Below are 15,097 nucleotides of genomic sequence, written 5' to 3' on the forward strand. Positions count from 1 at the left end.
GCAGCGCACGAGGAGGTGGGTCGCCTCCTCCTCCCCCCCCCCCCCCCCCCCCCCCCCCCCCCCCCCCCCCCCCCCCCCCCCCCCCCCCCCCCGCCCTCCGTCCGCAGTCCGGTGGCGGCCGGGCGGAGCACCCGGCGGGCGGCCAGGGCGCCGTAGCCGAGCAGGAACACGCCGCCGATCCAGCCGACCGCCGTCAGCGCGCCCGGCCAGGCCACCACCGCCGCACCGACGCCACCGACACCCAGGGCGATGAGCGCCGCGTCGGACAGGGCGCAGATGCCGACGACGGCGAGCACGGCGTCGCGGCGGATCCCCTGGCGCAGGACGAAGGCGTTCTGGGCGCCGATGGCGACGATGAGGGAGAGGCCGGTGCCGAATCCGGCGGCGGCGGTGGTCAGGGCGCTGGTCATGCCGAGGACGTTATGGCCGCCACGGCGGTGCAGTACAGCTAAGGATTCTTACGTACCCTTAGCCACTGTGATGACCGACCTTCCCCTGGACCAGGTGCGGACGCTGCTCGCGGTGGTGGACGAGGGGACGTTCGACGCGGCGGCGGCCGCGCTGCATGTGACGCCCTCCGCGGTGAGCCAGCGGGTGAAGGCACTGGAGCAGCGCACGGGCCGGGTGCTGCTGCTGCGCACCAAGCCGGTGCGGCCGACCGAGTCGGGCGAGGTGCTGGTGCGCCTGGCCCGCCAGGTGGCCCGGCTGGAACGGGACGCGTACGCCGAGCTGGGGCTGAGCGGGGCCGGGGAGCCGACCCGGGTGTCGGTCGCGGTGAACGCGGACTCGCTCGCCACCTGGTTCCTTGGAGCCCTCACCCGGCTGCCGTCCCGGGCGCGGCTCTGCTTCGAACTGCGCCGGGAGGACGAGGCGCATACGGCTGCCCTGCTGCGTGAGGGGACGGTGATGGCCGCGGTGACCTCGTCACCGGATCCGGTGCCGGGCTGTTCCGTGCGGCACCTGGGCCGGATGCGCTATCTTCCCGTGGCCAACCCGGAGTTCGCCAAGGAGCAGCTCGCCGGGCCGCTGCGCGAGGCACTGCCCGGGGTACCGGTGGTGGTGTTCGACCGGCGGGACGACTTCCAGGACGGTTTCGTGCGCCGCCTGACGGGGGGACGCGCCGAGGCGAGCCCGCGGCGGCACCACGTACCGACCTCGGAGGGCTTCGTCGAGGCGGTGGCCGCCGGCCTGGGCTGGGGCATGGTCCCCGAGGTTCAGGCCGGCCCCCTGCTCCGCGCCGGTCGCCTCGTGGTGTTCGCGCCCGACCGCGCGGTCGACACGCCCCTGTACTGGCAGCAGTGGAAGCTGGACTCCCCCGCGCTGGCGGCGGTGACCGACGCGGTGACCGGGGCGGCGGCGGAGTCGTTGTACCGCTAGAGCTCCGCCAGCCTGTTCCCGGCGCTGGTCAGGAGCATGTCCAGGGCCGTCGGGTAGGCGCTGGTGACCATGCGGGTGGCCAGGAGCGGGGCCGCCTCGGCGATGCGGGGGTGGGTGGCGGCGGGAAGACGGGCGTACGTCGAGCGCCACTTGTCCTCGTCGGCGCGCTGCGCGGCGCCGGGCAGCGCCAGGGACGCGGCGTCGAGGGCGGCGAAGGCCAGCGTGGTGTCGATGAAGACGTGGTAGACGCGCACCGCCTCCGGCAGGGGGAAGCCCGCGGTGCGCAGCACGTCCAGCACCGCTTCGTCGGCCGCGAGTTCGTTGGCGCGGCCGGAGACCCGGCTCGCCGTGAGGACCGCCGCCTGCGGATGCGACAGATAGGCCGTGTGGATGCGCTGCCCGATGTCCCGCAGGTCGTCGCGCCACGGCCCGGCCGGCCGCCAGCCGCGCAGCGCCTGGCCGATCAGCGCGTCACCGAGGGCGAGGGTCAGTTCGTCCATGCCGCGGAAGTAGCGGTAGAGGGTGCTCGGGTCGCAGTCCAGGGCGAGACCCAGGCGGCGGGCGGTCAGGCCCGCGCTGCCGTGCTCGCGCAGCAGCCGCAGCGCCGTCTCGACGATCAGCGTCTCGGAGAGCACCCGGCCGCTCCTGGTGGGCCTGCGACGCCGCCGCCGCTCCTCGGGAACCACACGTTTCGGCATGCCCTCTCCTCCCCGCCCAGCCTTACGCCAACACCATTGACCTTATATGGGCGCACGGCGTTGTATCCCCACCGGACCCCGCGTTCGCATCCGGGATCCATGAGGAAGAAGGGAAGTGCGCCGTCATGCGTGTACTGCTTGTGGGAGCGGGCGGAGTAGGTACCGCCATCACCCGGATCGCCGCCCGGCGGCCGTTCTTCGACCTGATGGTCGTGGCCGACTACGACACGGCCCGCGCCGGGGCCGCGGTCGCGGCGCTCGGCGAGGACGGCACCCGGTTCCGGGCCGAACACGTGGACGCCGGCGACGAGGACCAGGTGACGGCACTGCTCGAACAGCATGGGTGCGACGTCCTGCTCAACGCCACCGACCCCCGGTTCGTGATGCCGCTGTTCCGCGCCGCGCGGGAGGCCGGTGCCACGTATGTCGACATGGCGATGTCCCTGTCCCGGCCACACGCCGAGCGGCCGTACGAGGAATGCGGGGTCAAGCTCGGCGACGAGCAGTTCGCGCAGGCCGCCGCGTGGGAGAAGGCCAGTGCGCTGGCCCTGGTCGGCATGGGGGTGGAGCCCGGCCTGTCGGACGTCTTCGCCCGGTACGCCGCCGACGAACTCTTCGACTCGATCGAGGAGATCGGCGTCCGCGACGGTGCGAACCTCACGGTGGACGGCTACGACTTCGCCCCCTCCTTCAACATCTGGACCACCATCGAGGAATGCCTCAACCCGCCGGTCGTCTACGAGAAGGACCGCGGCTGGTTCACCACCGAACCCTTCAGCGAGCCGGAGGTGTTCGACTTCCCCGAGGGCATCGGGCCGGTGGAGTGCGTGAACGTCGAGCACGAGGAGGTGCTGCTCGTCCCGCGCCGGGTCGACGCGCGCCGGGTCACCTTCAAGTACGGCCTGGGCCGCGAGTTCGTCGACACGCTCAGGACGCTGCACCTGCTGGGTCTGGACCGTACCGAGCCGGTGACCGTGCCCGGCCCGGACGGGCCGGTGCGGGTCTCCCCACGGGATGTCGTCGCCGCCTGTCTGCCCGACCCGGCGACTCTCGGCGAGCGGATGCACGGCAAGACGTGCGCCGGCACCTGGGTGCGGGGCACGAAGGACGGGGCGCCGCGCGAGGTGTATCTGTACCACGTCGTCGACAACCAGTGGTCCATGACCGAGTACGGCTGCCAGGCCGTGGTGTGGCAGACCGCCGTCAACCCGGTCGTCGCCCTGGAACTGGTCGCCACCGGTGCCTGGTCGGGCTCGGGTGTCCTCGGTCCGGAGGCGTTCCCGGCAGGCCCGTTCCTGGAACTGCTGACCGCGTACGGCTCGCCCTGGGGGCTGCGCGAACAGTGACCGCGCGCACACGGTCACGCGGTTTCACCTCGTACCGGCAGGTGACCCGAAGGGAGCAAGGCATCCAAAGGGGTGTTACCGACTCCGATCACAGGTGAATTCTGATGGCCAACTGGCGTAGCAGCGCGGCCTGCAGGGCCGAGGACCCTGACCTCTTCTTCCCCATCGGTACGTCCGGACCCGCCCTGTTGCAGGCGGAACAGGCCAAGGCGTTCTGCCGGCGCTGCCCCGTGCGGGAGCAGTGCCTGGAATGGGCGCTGGACACGGGGCAGTCCATCGGGGTGTGGGGCGGCACGAGCGAGACGGAACGGCGTGCGCTGAAGCGGCGCATCGCCGCGCGGCGGGCCGGCGGCGGCTCCTGAGACGCTCGCCGTGCCCGGCCGCGCGGGCCGCAGTAGGCTCGCCGGACACCACCGGAAGGGGCGGACCATGAGCGTGCGCGTGCGTCGTGTCTACGAACCGCCGGAGCCGGACGACGGCGTCCGCGTCCTGGTCGACCGGCTGTGGCCGCGCGGTCTGGCGAAGGACGCGGCAGAGGTGGACGAGTGGCCCAAGGCGCTGACGCCGTCGACGGAGCTGCGCCGCTGGTATCACGGCGACGAGGGCTCCTACGAGGAGTTCCGCGGGCGCTACGAGGCGGAACTGGCCGCTCCGGAGGCGGCCGAACTCCTCGGACACGTAAGGGAACTGGCCGGTAAGGGAGCCGTGACGCTGCTGACCGCGTCCAGGGACACCGGGCACAGCCACGCCGCGGTACTGGCCCGCCTCCTCGAGGACTGAGGAGCGGGCCGTACCGCGTTGCCTACGCTGTCTGTTCGGCCGCCGCCCGCCCGGCGGCACGGCCCGAGAAGAGGCAGCCGCCGAGGAAGGTGCCTTCCAGGGCGTTGTAACCGTGGACGCCGCCGCCGCCGAACCCCGCCACCTCGCCGGCCGCGTACAGCCCCTCGACCGGCCGGCCGTCGGCGCCGAGCGCGCGGGATTCCAGGTCGGTCTGGATGCCGCCGAGGGTCTTGCGGGTGAGGACGTGCAGCTTGACGCCGATCAGCGGACCGGCCGCGGGGTCGAGGATGCGGTGGGGGGCCGCGACGCGGCCGAGGCGGTCACCGATGTAGCGGCGGGCGTTGCGGATACCCTGCACCTGGGCGTCCTTGCTGTAGGTGTTGGCCAACTGCAGGTCGCGGGCCTCGATCTGACGCCGTACGACGGCGGCATCGAGCAGGGGTTCGTCGGTGAGGGCGTTCATCTTCTCGACGAGCTGTTCCACCGTGGCCGCGGTCACGAAGTCCGCGCCCTTGCGCAGGAACGCGTCGACCGGCCCGGGGGCGCCCTTGCCCAGTACCCGTTCGCGCAGGAATCCGGTCCGGTCCTTGGCGGTGATGTCGGGGTTCTGTTCGGAGCCCGACAGCGCGAACTCCTTCTCGATGATCTTCTGGGTGAGGATGAACCAGGAGTGGTCGTGTGCGGCGAGGTCGTCAGTGGTGCGCAAGTGCTTCAGCGTGCTGAGGGTGTCATAGCCGGGCAGGCAGGGCTCGGGCAGCCGGCGGCCGAGGGCGTCGAACCACATGGAGGACGGTCCGGGCAGGATCCGGATGCCGTGTCCGGGCCAGATGGGGTCCCAGTTCTGCAGGCCCTCGGTGTAGTGCCACATGCGGTCCCGGTTGACCAGCCGCACCCCCGCCCGGGCGCTGATGTCCAGCATCCGCCCGTCGACGTAGGCCGGGACCCCGGTGACCATCTCGCGGGGCGGGGTGCCCAGCCGCTCGGGCCAGTACCGGCGGACGATGTCGTGGTCGGCTCCGATGCCGCCGCTGGTGACGATGACGGCCTGGGCGGTGAGTTCGAACTCGCCGATCGCCTCCCGGCTGGAGGCGACCCCGCGCGGTGCGTCGTCCTCCGCCAGTACGGTGCCGCGCACCCCGCGCGCGGCACCGTCCCCGACGACGAGTTCGTCGACCCGGTGGCGGTGGTGGAAGGTGAGGAGCCCGTCGCGCGAGGCCTGCCGGGCGTAGCGCACGAACGGTTCGACGACGCCGGTTCCGGTGCCCCAGGCGATGTGGAAGCGGGGCACGGTGTTGCCGTGGCCGTCCGCGCGCAGGTCGCCACGCTCGGCCCAGCCGACGGTGGGCAGGAAGGTGATGCCGTGACCGTTCAGCCAGGACCGCTTCTCCCCGGCCGCCCATTCGACGTAGGCCCGCGCCCAGCGCACCGCCCAGGTGTCCTCGTCGTCGAGGCGGTCGAAGCCCGCGCTGCCGCGCCAGTCGCTCCAGGCCAGGTCGAAGGAGTCCTTGATGCCCAGGCGCCGCTGCTCGGGTGAGCCCACGAGGAACAGCCCGCCGAAGGACCAGAAGGCCTGGCCGCCGAGGTTGGCGGCGTTCTCCTGGTCCACCAGGGCGACCCTGCGGCCCTGACTGGTCAGCTCGTGGGCCGCGACGAGGCCCGCGAGTCCGGCTCCGACAACGATGACGTCGGCATCCATGGCGACCGTCCCTTCCTTCATTCGGTGAGCAACGCGGTCAGCAGTTGTTTCAGCCAGGCCCGGGCGCGCGTGACGTCCCGGTCCAGCAGCAGTTGGACGGTGACACCGTCGTAGGCGGCGACCACCGCGTGCGCGGCACCCTCGGCCCCGCCGAGCACGGCGGGCAGCGCGGTGTGGTCATGGGCCCGGGCCAGCCGGTCCGCGATGGTCCGCCGCAGGCGCGCCCGGTGCTCCAGCAGGCCGCGTGCCACCTGCGGGTCACGGGCGGCGTGCACCAGGAAGTCGGTCTTGACCAGCAGCCAGTCGCGGTCGAGCAGCAGGACCTCGGTGACGCGGTCCACTGCCGCGGTCACATCGAGGTCCGGGCCGTCCAGGGCGAAGGCATCGGAGACCTGCTCCGCGATCAGCTCGGCGCGCTCGGTGTACAGGGCGAAGAACAGCTCGTCCAGTCCGGTGAAATTGGAGTAGAAGGCGCCCCGGGTGTAGCCGGCGGCCTCGCAGACCTCCTCGATCGAGACATGTCCGAAGCCCTTGGCGGCGAACACGGTGAACGCGGCGTCCAGGAGCTTCGCGCGCGTGCGCAGACGGCGCCTGGTGACGCGCCCCTCCGTACCGTCCGTCGCCATGGCTGTTCCTTCCGTTCGATACGGAAACGTATCCGATACACCGGTGTATCGAAAGCCCCCGAGCGCGAACCCCTCACCACATGTAGAACATATTTTCGAATCAGCGGTACGCTGGGACCATGACCACGCACCACCCCCCGGCACTCCAGGCGTCCCTGTTCGACCAGGCCGACGAGCTGCGGCTGGGGCCGCTCGACGGGGTGCGCCGCACCGAACTGGGGCGGGGCGCCTGGATCGACGTCCTGCCGGGATGGCTCGGCGGGTCCGACGCGCTCTTCGCCCTGCTGGCCGCCGAGGTCCCCTGGCGCGCGGAGCGCCGGCAGATGTACGACCAGGTCGTGGACGTGCCCAGGCTGCTCGCCCACTACCGCGCGGGCGCCCCGCTGCCGCACCCGGTGCTGGACCGGGCACGCGAGACGCTCAGCGCGCACTACGCCGGCGAACTGGGTGAGCCGTTCGCCACGACCGGGCTGTGCTACTACCGCGACGGCCGGGACAGCGTCGCCTGGCACGGCGACCGGATCGGCAGGGGCGCCCGCGAGGACACGATGGTCGCCATCCTCTCCGTGGGCACACCGCGCGATCTGCTGCTGCGTCCCACGGGCGGGGGCGACACCGTGCGCCGTGCGCTCGGGCACGGCGACCTGATCGTCATGGGCGGGTCCTGCCAGCGCACCTGGGAGCACTGCGTACCCAAGAGCACGCGCGCCGCCGGACCTCGCATCAGCGTCCAGTTCCGTCCGCGCGGCGTCAACTGACCGGCCGGAATGCTGTCCTCCCCGTCACCGCTCCCCCCACACTGGGCCGCAGGGGCTCGCCGCACTGCCGTTGTACGTGCTGCACCAGCCCGTCGTGGTCGCCTTCGCGTACGGCGTGGTCGGGTGGTCCGCGCCGATGGCCGTCAAGTACGCGGTGATCGTTGCCGCCTCGCTGGCGGTGGTCCTCCTTCTGTACGAGTACGGGGTGCGCAGGACGGCGGTGACCCGGTTCCTGTTCGGGATGCGTCCGGGCACCGCTACTGTGCCGGCGCCCCCGCGGCCGGGCCCCCGCCGGTGTCCGCACCGTGATCTGCTTTCCTTCACCCGTCGGGCAGGTACGACTCGGACTCAGGACGGTCATGCGGGCAGCAGTGCGGCAGGTCGCGGACGGCACCTATCTGGTGCACGGCACGCACACCAACTGGGTGATCCTCACCGAAGGGGACGCCGTCACGCTGATCGACACCGGCTATCCCGGCGACCGCGAGGGGCTCCTCGCTTCCCTGGCCGACGTGGGCGGTTCACCTCGGGCGGTGACGGCCGTGCTGATCACCCACGCCCACAACGACCACCTCGGCTCCGCCGAGTACCTGAGCTCCGCGTACGGCACGCCCGTGTACACGCACCAGGCCGAAATCCCGCACGCACGGCGGGACTTCCTGCATCAGGTGGGCGTCGGGGAGGTGCTGCGCAACGGCTGGCGGCCGGGCGTGCTGCCCTGGGCGGCGCACGTCCTGCGCAGCGGCGGGACGGCGAACGTCGCGGTCACCGCGCCCGAACCGTTCCCGAAGCCGGGTCCGCTCGATCTGCCCGGCAGGCCCGTGCCCGTGCACACCCCCGGCCACACTGCCGGGCACTGCGCCTTCCACCTCCCGGACACGGGGGTGGTGGTGTCGGGCGACGCCCTGGTGACCGGTCACCCCACCTCGCGGACCGAGGGACCGCAGATGCTGACCGACATGTTCCACCACGAGCGCGCCACCGCCGTGGCCTCGCTGGACGTCCTGGCGGAGCTGGGCGGCGAGCTGCTGCTTCCCGGGCACGGCCCGCTGCACCGGGGACCGGTACCGGACGCTGCACGGCTGGCCCGTGAGCGGGCGCAATAGGGTGAGGTGACGTTCACCCGCGAGACGAGGACACCTCAGCCATGGCACTGCAGATCAACGCCACCAACCCGGAGCACCCCGCGCTCCTGTTGGAACTGCCGTGGCACCTGCCGCTGGAGGAGTGGCCCGAGGAGTACCTGGTGCCGCTGCCACGCGGCATCTCCCGGCACGTGGTGCGCTACGCACGCGCCGGTGACGAGGTGATCGCGGTGAAGGAGCTCGCCGAGCGGCCCGCGCTGCGGGAGTACGAACTGCTGCGCGGCCTGGACCGGATCGGCATCCCGGCGGTGGACCCGCTCGCCGTGGTCACCGGCCGCACCGACCCCGGCGGGGAACCCCTGGAGTGCGTCCTGGTCACCCGGCACCTCGGCGGCTCGATGCCGTACCGGTCGATGTTCGAGACGACGCTGCGCCCGGCGACCATGCACCGGCTGATGGACGCGCTCGCCGTGCTGCTGGTGCGGCTGCACCTGGCCGGGTTCGCCTGGGGCGACTGCTCACTGTCCAATACCTTGTTCCGGCGGGACGCGGGCGCCTACGCCGCCTACCTCGTGGACGCCGAGACCGGGGACCTGCACCCGGAACTGAGCGTCGGCCAGCGCGAGTACGACCTCGATCTGGCGCGGGTCAACATCAGCGGCGAGCTGCTCGACCTGGAGGCATCCGGGGCGCTGCACCCCTCCGTCGACCCGATCGAGTTCGGCACCGAGATCTGCGCCCGGTACCAGAGCCTGTGGCAGGAGCTGACCCGCACGTCCGTCTACCCGGCGGGCAAGTACCACTACATCGAGCGCCGCATCCGCCGCCTGCACGACCTCGGTTTCGACGTGGCCGAGATGCAGATCGAGCACGCCTCCAACGGCGACACCGTGACCTTCGTGCCCAAGGTCGTCGACGCGGGCCACCACCAGCGGCAACTGCTGCGGCTGACCGGTCTTGACGCCGAGGAGAACCAGGCCAGGCGGCTGCTGAACGACCTGGAGAGCTGGATGGCCACCCAGGACGACTACGCCCCGGGCGATCCCCTCGGCGCCCGTCCGGAAGTCCTCGCCCACCGCTGGGTGCGCGAGGTCTTCCGGCCCACCGTGCGTTCCGTGCCGCCGGAGCTGCGCGGTGCGATGGACGCCGCGGAGATCTACCACGAGCTTCTGGAGCACCGCTGGTACCTGTCCGAACGGGCGCAGGTCGACATCGGTCTCGGCACGGCCGTCGAGGACTACATCCAGAACATCCTGCCCAGGGCCCGGGCGACGCTGCAGCCGACGGACGACTGAGCCGGCGGCGGGCTCAGGCGGGCGGTACGACCGCCACCGGGCAGTCCGCGTGGTGGAGGACGCCGTAGGCCACCGAGCCGATCCGGGTGCCCACGGCCGTACGGCGGGCGCGGCGGCCGACGACCATCAGCTGGGCGGTGCCGGCCACCGACAGCAGCACCTGGCCGGCGCTGCCCATCTCCACGTGCTCGATCACGTGCACGTCCGGGTAGCGCTCCCGCCACGGTGCGAGCGCCGCCGCCAGGGCCTTCTGCTCGTACGGCTCCAGTCCCCCGGCCTCGTCGAGGAGCTGGAGCGAGGCGGGGCTGTAGGCGAACACCGGTGGCAGGGCCCAGGCGCGCACCGCGCGCACGGTCGCCCCGCGCCGGGAGGCGGTCTCGAAGGCGAAGCCCAGCGCGGCCGCGCTGTCCTCCGGATCCCCCTGCTGTCCGACCACGATCTCGTGCCCGGCGACCTCGTTCGACGGCTGGTCCCCGGCGCGGACGAAGACCACCGGCCGCCCCGCCCCGACGATCACCTGCTGGCCGACCGAGCCGACCAGGAAGCCCATGATCCGGCCGTGCCCGCGTGAGCCGAGCACCAGCATCTCCGCGTCCGCGGCGACCGCCGTCAGCGTCTCCACCGCGTCACCCTCCAGGACGTCCGTGCTCACGGACAGTTCCGGGTGCCGCTCGCGAACGGTGCGGGCCGCCTCCCCCACCGAGTCGCGCACCCACTGCTCCTGGGTCGCTCTGTCCCCCGTCTCCACCGCGTCGTGTTCCTGGAACCGCCAGGCGTGCACCACCCTGAGCGGCAGTCCCCGGCGCACCGCCTCCCTGGCCGCCCAGTCCAGCGCGGCGAGACTCTCCTCGGTTCCGTCGGTCCCTGCCGTGATCGGGCGCGTCATGCGGTTCCTCCCGGTGTCGTGTCCATTACGCGGGGTCCAGTCTTCCCTACGCCCTCCTCATGACTTCGAGGTGGGAGCGGGTGGCCGTCGAGGACAACGCCTTTCCGAGCGAACCGGGGCGAACGCACCTACGATGGGCAGGGTCGGCGCGGTGGCTGAACCGGGTCCGCCGTGCCGGGGAGCCTACGCCGACGTGGGGAACGTATGACCGAGGCCGCCGACGCAGCGCGGACCGTCGTCATGACCGTGGACGACGACCGGGCGTCTCCCGCGCCGTGGCCCGGGACCTCAGACGGCGCTACGGGGCGTCGTACCGCGTCGTGCGCGCGGGGTCCGGCGAGTCCGCGCCGGACGCGCTGCGACGAACCGACGGTGCGCGGTGACCTCGGCGCCGTGCTCCTCGCCGACCACCGGATGCCGCGGATGAACGGCATCGGGTTCCTGGAACGGGCCCTGGACCCCGCGAACCGTATCTCGCACCTCGCCGGCGCCGCCAGGCGGTGCTCGCGGCTCGACCACACCCCGCTTCCAGGTCGCCGATGTGCACGAACTCCTCGACGTGGTCAAGGACTACGACCGCACGCCGCCCAGGATCCCGGCGCACCCGGCGGAGTCCAGCCAGATGTGGGCCAACCTGATCGACAACGCGGTCGCCGCCACGCACCACGCGGACGGCGGGGCACCCCGGCCGTGCGCGCCGCGCGGGAACACGACCGGCTGCTGGTGGAATTCCGCGACACCGGGGCAGGGATCCCGGCCGAGATCCGTGACCGCGTCCTCGACCCGCTGTTCACCACCGAGCCGATGGGCGGGAGCACCGGCCTCGGCCTGGACATCTCCCGGCGGATCGTGCTCCCCAAGCACCACGGCAGGCCTGCACTCCGGCTCCGAGCCGGGCCAACCCGCTTCCAGGTGCTTCTCCCGCTCACCGCACCAGCCCCCGGCGGACGACACCCCTGAGGAGCCCGCATGACCAGTGAGCACGCCATCGACCCCAGCGTCCCGCCGACCGGCGCGGGATGCGCCGACTGCGACACCACGGGCGGCTGGTGGTTCCATCTGCGGCGCTGCGCGAGCTGCGGCCACATCGGCTGCTGCGACAGCTCACCCGGACAGCACGCCACGGCGCACTTCGAGTCCACCGGGCATCCCGTGGTCCGCAGTTACGAGCCGGGCGAGGCCTGGTTCTGGAACTACACCACCAAGGAGCTGTACGAGTCCGGTCCCGAGCTCGCCCCGCCGGTGAGCCATCCGGCCGACCAGCCGGCGCCCGGACCGGCGGGCCGGGTCCCGGCGAACTGGACGGAGACGCTGCGCCGCTGAGGGCAAGTGCGCGGCGGGAACCCGCGTCCGCCGCTCGTCGTTCTCCGGACACCCCCACCGGTCCGTGTGCACGACGACATCATCAGGGCGGCGTGATGAGCGAGTTGGTTCCCGGCGGCAATCTGACCCTCCCGGGCGGCGCGGTGACCGTCCGGGTGCCCGGTCCCTTCGACGTGTCCGCGCTGATCACGGACGACGGGGGAAAGGTGCGCGGCGACAGCGACTTCGTGTTCTTCAACCAGCCGTCCGCCCCGGGCGCCCGGCTGAGCGGGGACACACTGACCGTCGACCCGCGGGCGCTGCGCCCCGGCACCGCCCGGGTCACGGTCGCCATCAGCCCCGCCGCACCCGGCACGCCGCTGAGCGCGCCGCCCCCGTGCTCCAGGTCGCCGACGCCGGCGGGCGTCCGCTCGCCCGGTTCGCCCCGCCGCGGCCCGGAGCGGAGACCGTCCTGCTCCTCGCCGAGATCTACCGGCGCGGCGAGGACTGGAAACTGCGGGCCCTGGGACAGGGGTACGCCGACGGACTGGCCGGTCTCGCCCGGGACTTCGGCGTGGACGTGGCGGACGACGACGGAGCCGTCTCCACCCGGTCGGTACCCGTCGTACCGCCGCGCCCGGCCGCGCCGCCGTCCGCCGGTGACGGCTTCCTCGAGCTGGTGAACTCCGCCCGTAGCGCCGCTGGTTCGCCGCCGGTCGCCTTTGACGGGCGGCTGGCCGGCGCGGCACGGGAGCACGCCGTCACCATGGCGCGGGGCGAGCGGCTGGGCGTCGAGGGCGTGGACGGCGTCTCCGTGCACCAGCGCGTCGTCACCGCCGGATATCCCTATCTCACCGTCGGCGAACACCTGGTCGCCGGCCCTCTCACCGTCGACCGTTTCGTCGACCACTGTCTGCGCCACGAAGCGGCCCGCCGCACCGTGTGCGACCCGGCCTTCACCCACGCCGCCGTGGCGTGCGCCGCCGGCCCGGGGTCCGGTGACACGTACTGGACGGCGCTGTGGGCTGCTCCACTGACCCCGGACGGTCTGGACCGCGCGGTTGGTGAGGTCGTCGACCTCACCAACCGGGAGCGCACCCGGGCCGGGCTGCCACCGCTGTCCCGTGATCCCCTGCTGACCGCGGCCGCGCAGGCGCACAGCTCCGACATGGTGGCCCGCGACTTCTACTCCCACACCGCTCCCGACGGGAGCGGGCCCCGGGACCGGGCCGCCGCCGCGGGCTCCGCGCGGCGGACGGTCGGCGAGAACATAGCCTGCGGGCAGCGCTCGGCCGCCGAGGTCGTGGAGGGATGGATGCACAGCCCTGGCCACCGCGCCAACATCCTCAAGGCCGGCTTCACCCACATCGGCGTCGGTTTCGCGGGCGGCGGCCGGGCGGGTACGTACTGGACCCAGCTCTTCGGAGCCTGACGGCGGCCCCGCGCGCCGTGCCGTGCGCACACGATCCTGGCGGAGGGGACGAGTCCGGGCGAGGATGCCTCCATGAAGGGTGACCTGTTTTCCAGTCAGCACATGGTGCAGCCGGCCTCGGCCTCGGGCATGTCGGTCGAGAACACCAAGTGCCTCCGCTACACGGTCGACGGCGAGATGCTCGCCCGTCAGGGAGCGATGGTCGCCTACCGGGGCGATCTCCGGTTCGAGCGCAGGGGCCAGGGCGTGGGCGGCATGCTCAAGCGCGCGGTGACCGGCGAGGGACTGCCGCTGATGGAGGTGCGCGGACAGGGCGAGGCCTGGTTCGCCCACGAGGCGCAGAACTGTTTCGTCGTCGAGGTCGACCCCGGCGACGAGTTCACGGTCAACGGTCGCAACGTCCTGTGCTTCGACTCCTCGCTGTCGTACCGGATCGCGACCGTGAAGGGTTCCGGGATCGCCGGCGGCGGCCTGTTCAACAGTGTCTTCACCGGGCACGGCCGGCTGGGCCTGGTGTGCGACGGCAACCCGTTGGTCATCCCGGTGTCACCGCGTTCCCCCGTCTTCGTCGACACGGACGCGATCGTCGGCTGGACCGCGGGGCTGGCCACCTCGCTGCAGCGTTCCCAGTCCGTGGGCTCGATGCTGCGCGGCGGGTCGGGCGAGGCCGTGCAGTTGAAACTGGAGGGTGAGGGTCACGTCGTGGTGCGGCCCAGCGAGGCGACACCGCACAAGGCCCAGCAGCACTGATCATTGTTGACCCCGACCGCTGAGAAGGTCAGGGTGGGACTTGGCGCGGATCACCAGCCCCCCGCGCCGGAGAGGTGGCAGTCGTGATCGGGATCGCCGACATCCGGGCCGCGGCCGGGCAGATCGCCGGGCACGTGGTGCGGACCCCGACCGTGCCGAGCTCCGGGCTGTCGGCGCTGCTGGGTGTGCCGGTCACCGCGAAGCTGGAGCTGCTCCAGCGCACCGGTTCGTTCAAGGTGCGCGGCGCGGCGGCGAAGCTGCTGTCTCTGGGCGAGGCAGAGCGGGCCGCCGGGGTCGTCGCGGTGAGCGGCGGCAACCACGGGATCGCCCTCTCGGTGATGGCCGCCGCACTCGATGTGAAGGCCACGGTGGTGATGCCGCGTACGGCGCCCGTTCGGGCCGTGGAAACCGCGGAGTCCGCGGGCGCCTCGGTGCGTGTGACCGACGACATGGACGGCGCGTTCGGGCTCATGAGACGGCTCCAGGAGGAAGGGCTGACCCTGGTCCACCCCTTCGACGACCCGGAGGTGATCGCCGGTCAGGGCACCGTGGGGCTGGAGTTCGCCGCGGACGCGGGTGACCTCACGGACGTGCTGGTGAGCATCGGGGGCGGCGGCCTGATCTCCGGTGTCGCGGCGGCCCTGCGGGCGCTGCGGCCCGGGGTGCGGGTCTGGGGCGTGGAGACCGAGGGCGCGCAGGCGATGTCCGCGGCCCTGGCGGCGGGCCGGCCGGTGCCGGTGGAGCTGACGTCGATCGTCTCCACGCTCAGTGCCCCGGCCGTCTCCCAGCTGACGTACGAGCATGTGTCGGAACTGGTCACCGAGGTGCTGGTGGTGCCGGACCGGGAGGCGGTGCGGGGATCCCTGGAGCTCGCGGACCACGCCAAGGTGTGGGCGGAGCCGGCGGCCGGCTGTCTGCTGCCCGCCGCGCGGCGGGTGCTGGAACGGGTCGGTGAGGGAGCCCGGCTCGGTCTCGTGGTGTGCGGCGGCAACGCCACCACCGGCGACATGATCGCCTGGACCGAACACTTCGAGCTTCGCTGAGCCGATCTTTGAACGGACCCTGC

General features: G+C 72.6%; 17 protein-coding genes and 2 pseudogenes. 13 read left to right on the top strand and 6 right to left on the bottom strand.

The features are described from left to right. Nucleotides 1-410, bottom strand: a 410-nt coding sequence (locus ACZ5C2_RS19185) for a LysE/ArgO family amino acid transporter (RefSeq protein ID WP_468792328.1), incomplete at its 3' end; no start/stop codon positions are given. 70 nt (nucleotides 411-480) lie between these two features. Between ACZ5C2_RS19185 and ACZ5C2_RS19190 the strand changes: the two genes are divergently transcribed. Continuing rightward, entirely contained in the window at nucleotides 481-1,377 is an 897-nt protein-coding gene (locus tag ACZ5C2_RS19190) for a LysR family transcriptional regulator ArgP (RefSeq protein WP_468792331.1), read from the top strand. On the opposite strand, the gene ACZ5C2_RS19195 is transcribed toward ACZ5C2_RS19190, so the two are convergent. Next, nucleotides 1,374-2,075 carry a TetR/AcrR family transcriptional regulator gene (locus ACZ5C2_RS19195; protein ID WP_468792334.1) on the bottom strand — a complete coding sequence of 234 codons (702 nt, stop codon included), beginning with the start codon at nucleotides 2,073-2,075 and terminating at the stop codon, nucleotides 1,374-1,376. The two genes, ACZ5C2_RS19190 and ACZ5C2_RS19195, sit on opposite strands and share 4 nt — an antisense overlap. A gap of 125 nt (nucleotides 2,076-2,200) precedes the next feature. Between ACZ5C2_RS19195 and ACZ5C2_RS19200 the strand changes: the two genes are divergently transcribed. The 3 genes from ACZ5C2_RS19200 to ACZ5C2_RS19210 all read left to right on the top strand — a co-directional run bounded on the left by ACZ5C2_RS19200 (nucleotide 2,201) and on the right by ACZ5C2_RS19210 (nucleotide 4,201). After that, nucleotides 2,201-3,421 carry a saccharopine dehydrogenase family protein gene (locus tag ACZ5C2_RS19200; RefSeq protein WP_468792337.1) on the top strand — a complete coding sequence of 407 codons (1,221 nt, stop codon included), beginning with the start codon at nucleotides 2,201-2,203 and terminating at the stop codon, nucleotides 3,419-3,421. Between the two features lie 104 nt (nucleotides 3,422-3,525). Continuing rightward, complete coding sequence (locus ACZ5C2_RS19205; RefSeq protein WP_468792340.1) at nucleotides 3,526-3,783, top strand: WhiB family transcriptional regulator; 258 nt, start codon at nucleotides 3,526-3,528, stop codon at nucleotides 3,781-3,783. 67 nt (nucleotides 3,784-3,850) lie between these two features. After that, the gene (locus ACZ5C2_RS19210; RefSeq protein ID WP_468792343.1) at nucleotides 3,851-4,201 is read left to right on the top strand and encodes a DUF488 domain-containing protein; all 351 of its coding nucleotides are present in this window, start codon (nucleotides 3,851-3,853) and stop codon (nucleotides 4,199-4,201) included. 22 nt (nucleotides 4,202-4,223) lie between these two features. On the opposite strand, the gene ACZ5C2_RS19215 is transcribed toward ACZ5C2_RS19210, so the two are convergent. Together ACZ5C2_RS19215 and ACZ5C2_RS19220 are read right to left on the bottom strand one after the other, a co-directional pair. Then, nucleotides 4,224-5,897 (bottom strand): FAD-binding dehydrogenase, encoded by a 1,674-nt coding sequence (locus tag ACZ5C2_RS19215; RefSeq protein WP_468792346.1) that lies wholly within the window; start codon nucleotides 5,895-5,897, stop codon nucleotides 4,224-4,226. Nucleotides 5,898-5,914: 17 nt separating this feature from the next. After that, a complete protein-coding gene (locus ACZ5C2_RS19220) occupies nucleotides 5,915-6,523 on the bottom strand; it encodes a TetR/AcrR family transcriptional regulator (RefSeq protein ID WP_468792349.1) in 609 nt (202 codons plus the stop codon). A gap of 119 nt (nucleotides 6,524-6,642) precedes the next feature. Here ACZ5C2_RS19220 and ACZ5C2_RS19225 point away from each other — a divergent pair, with 119 nt between their 5' ends. Further along, entirely contained in the window at nucleotides 6,643-7,281 is a 639-nt protein-coding gene (locus ACZ5C2_RS19225; protein WP_468792352.1) for an alpha-ketoglutarate-dependent dioxygenase AlkB, read from the top strand. Nucleotides 7,282-7,305: 24 nt separating this feature from the next. Here ACZ5C2_RS19225 and ACZ5C2_RS19230 read toward each other — a convergent pair whose 3' ends face one another. Then, a complete protein-coding gene (locus ACZ5C2_RS19230; protein ID WP_468792355.1) occupies nucleotides 7,306-7,536 on the bottom strand; it encodes a hypothetical protein in 231 nt (76 codons plus the stop codon). 104 nt (nucleotides 7,537-7,640) lie between these two features. Between ACZ5C2_RS19230 and ACZ5C2_RS19235 the strand changes: the two genes are divergently transcribed. Next, on the top strand, nucleotides 7,641-8,387 hold the full coding sequence (locus tag ACZ5C2_RS19235; RefSeq protein ID WP_468792358.1) for an MBL fold metallo-hydrolase: 747 nt from the start codon (nucleotides 7,641-7,643) through the stop codon (nucleotides 8,385-8,387). A 41-nt stretch (nucleotides 8,388-8,428) separates the two neighbouring features. Next, nucleotides 8,429-9,661: a DUF4032 domain-containing protein gene (locus ACZ5C2_RS19240; protein ID WP_468792361.1), complete on the top strand. Its 1,233-nt coding sequence runs from the start codon at nucleotides 8,429-8,431 to the stop codon at nucleotides 9,659-9,661. A 13-nt stretch (nucleotides 9,662-9,674) separates the two neighbouring features. Here the strand turns inward: ACZ5C2_RS19240 and ACZ5C2_RS19245 are convergent, their stop codons facing one another. After that, nucleotides 9,675-10,547 (bottom strand): universal stress protein, encoded by an 873-nt coding sequence (locus tag ACZ5C2_RS19245; RefSeq protein WP_468792364.1) that lies wholly within the window; start codon nucleotides 10,545-10,547, stop codon nucleotides 9,675-9,677. Nucleotides 10,548-10,751: 204 nt separating this feature from the next. Here ACZ5C2_RS19245 and ACZ5C2_RS19250 point away from each other — a divergent pair. The 6 genes and pseudogenes from ACZ5C2_RS19250 to ACZ5C2_RS19275 form a co-directional block, all read left to right on the top strand. Beyond that, a pseudogene (locus ACZ5C2_RS19250) lies at nucleotides 10,752-11,006 on the top strand (response regulator); the annotation flags it as partial. Further along, nucleotides 10,989-11,507 (top strand): annotated as a pseudogene (locus ACZ5C2_RS19255) (ATP-binding protein); the annotation flags it as partial. The pseudogenes ACZ5C2_RS19250 and ACZ5C2_RS19255, both read left to right, overlap by 18 nt. Nucleotides 11,508-11,516: 9 nt before the next feature. Next, nucleotides 11,517-11,870 (top strand): UBP-type zinc finger domain-containing protein, encoded by a 354-nt coding sequence (locus ACZ5C2_RS19260; RefSeq protein WP_468792367.1) that lies wholly within the window; start codon nucleotides 11,517-11,519, stop codon nucleotides 11,868-11,870. 376 nt (nucleotides 11,871-12,246) lie between these two features. Continuing rightward, complete coding sequence (locus ACZ5C2_RS19265) at nucleotides 12,247-13,281, top strand: CAP domain-containing protein (protein ID WP_468792370.1); 1,035 nt, start codon at nucleotides 12,247-12,249, stop codon at nucleotides 13,279-13,281. A gap of 72 nt (nucleotides 13,282-13,353) precedes the next feature. Continuing rightward, nucleotides 13,354-14,031 carry an AIM24 family protein gene (locus ACZ5C2_RS19270; protein WP_468792373.1) on the top strand — a complete coding sequence of 226 codons (678 nt, stop codon included), beginning with the start codon at nucleotides 13,354-13,356 and terminating at the stop codon, nucleotides 14,029-14,031. A gap of 83 nt (nucleotides 14,032-14,114) precedes the next feature. After that, a complete protein-coding gene (locus tag ACZ5C2_RS19275; RefSeq protein WP_468792376.1) occupies nucleotides 14,115-15,074 on the top strand; it encodes a threonine/serine dehydratase in 960 nt (319 codons plus the stop codon). Nucleotides 15,075-15,097: the final 23 nt, after the last annotated feature.

The sequence above is a fragment of the Streptomyces sp. NPDC031365 genome (assembly GCF_055569765.1).

Bases quoted from the DNA above. Each gene is read 5' to 3' on its own strand.
- ACZ5C2_RS19190 (WP_468792331.1), top strand. From the start codon at position 481: ATGACCGACCTTCCCCTGGACCAGGTGCGGACGCTGCTCGCGGTGGTG.
- ACZ5C2_RS19195 (WP_468792334.1), bottom strand. From the start codon at position 2,075: ATGCCGAAACGTGTGGTTCCCGAGGAGCGGCGGCGGCGTCGCAGGCCC.
- ACZ5C2_RS19200 (WP_468792337.1), top strand. From the start codon at position 2,201: ATGCGTGTACTGCTTGTGGGAGCGGGCGGAGTAGGTACCGCCATCACC.
- ACZ5C2_RS19205 (WP_468792340.1), top strand. From the start codon at position 3,526: ATGGCCAACTGGCGTAGCAGCGCGGCCTGCAGGGCCGAGGACCCTGAC.
- ACZ5C2_RS19210 (WP_468792343.1), top strand. From the start codon at position 3,851: ATGAGCGTGCGCGTGCGTCGTGTCTACGAACCGCCGGAGCCGGACGAC.
- ACZ5C2_RS19215 (WP_468792346.1), bottom strand. From the start codon at position 5,897: ATGGATGCCGACGTCATCGTTGTCGGAGCCGGACTCGCGGGCCTCGTC.
- ACZ5C2_RS19220 (WP_468792349.1), bottom strand. From the start codon at position 6,523: ATGGCGACGGACGGTACGGAGGGGCGCGTCACCAGGCGCCGTCTGCGC.
- ACZ5C2_RS19225 (WP_468792352.1), top strand. From the start codon at position 6,643: ATGACCACGCACCACCCCCCGGCACTCCAGGCGTCCCTGTTCGACCAG.
- ACZ5C2_RS19235 (WP_468792358.1), top strand. From the start codon at position 7,641: ATGCGGGCAGCAGTGCGGCAGGTCGCGGACGGCACCTATCTGGTGCAC.
- ACZ5C2_RS19240 (WP_468792361.1), top strand. From the start codon at position 8,429: ATGGCACTGCAGATCAACGCCACCAACCCGGAGCACCCCGCGCTCCTG.
- ACZ5C2_RS19245 (WP_468792364.1), bottom strand. From the start codon at position 10,547: ATGACGCGCCCGATCACGGCAGGGACCGACGGAACCGAGGAGAGTCTC.
- ACZ5C2_RS19260 (WP_468792367.1), top strand. From the start codon at position 11,517: ATGACCAGTGAGCACGCCATCGACCCCAGCGTCCCGCCGACCGGCGCG.
- ACZ5C2_RS19270 (WP_468792373.1), top strand. From the start codon at position 13,354: ATGAAGGGTGACCTGTTTTCCAGTCAGCACATGGTGCAGCCGGCCTCG.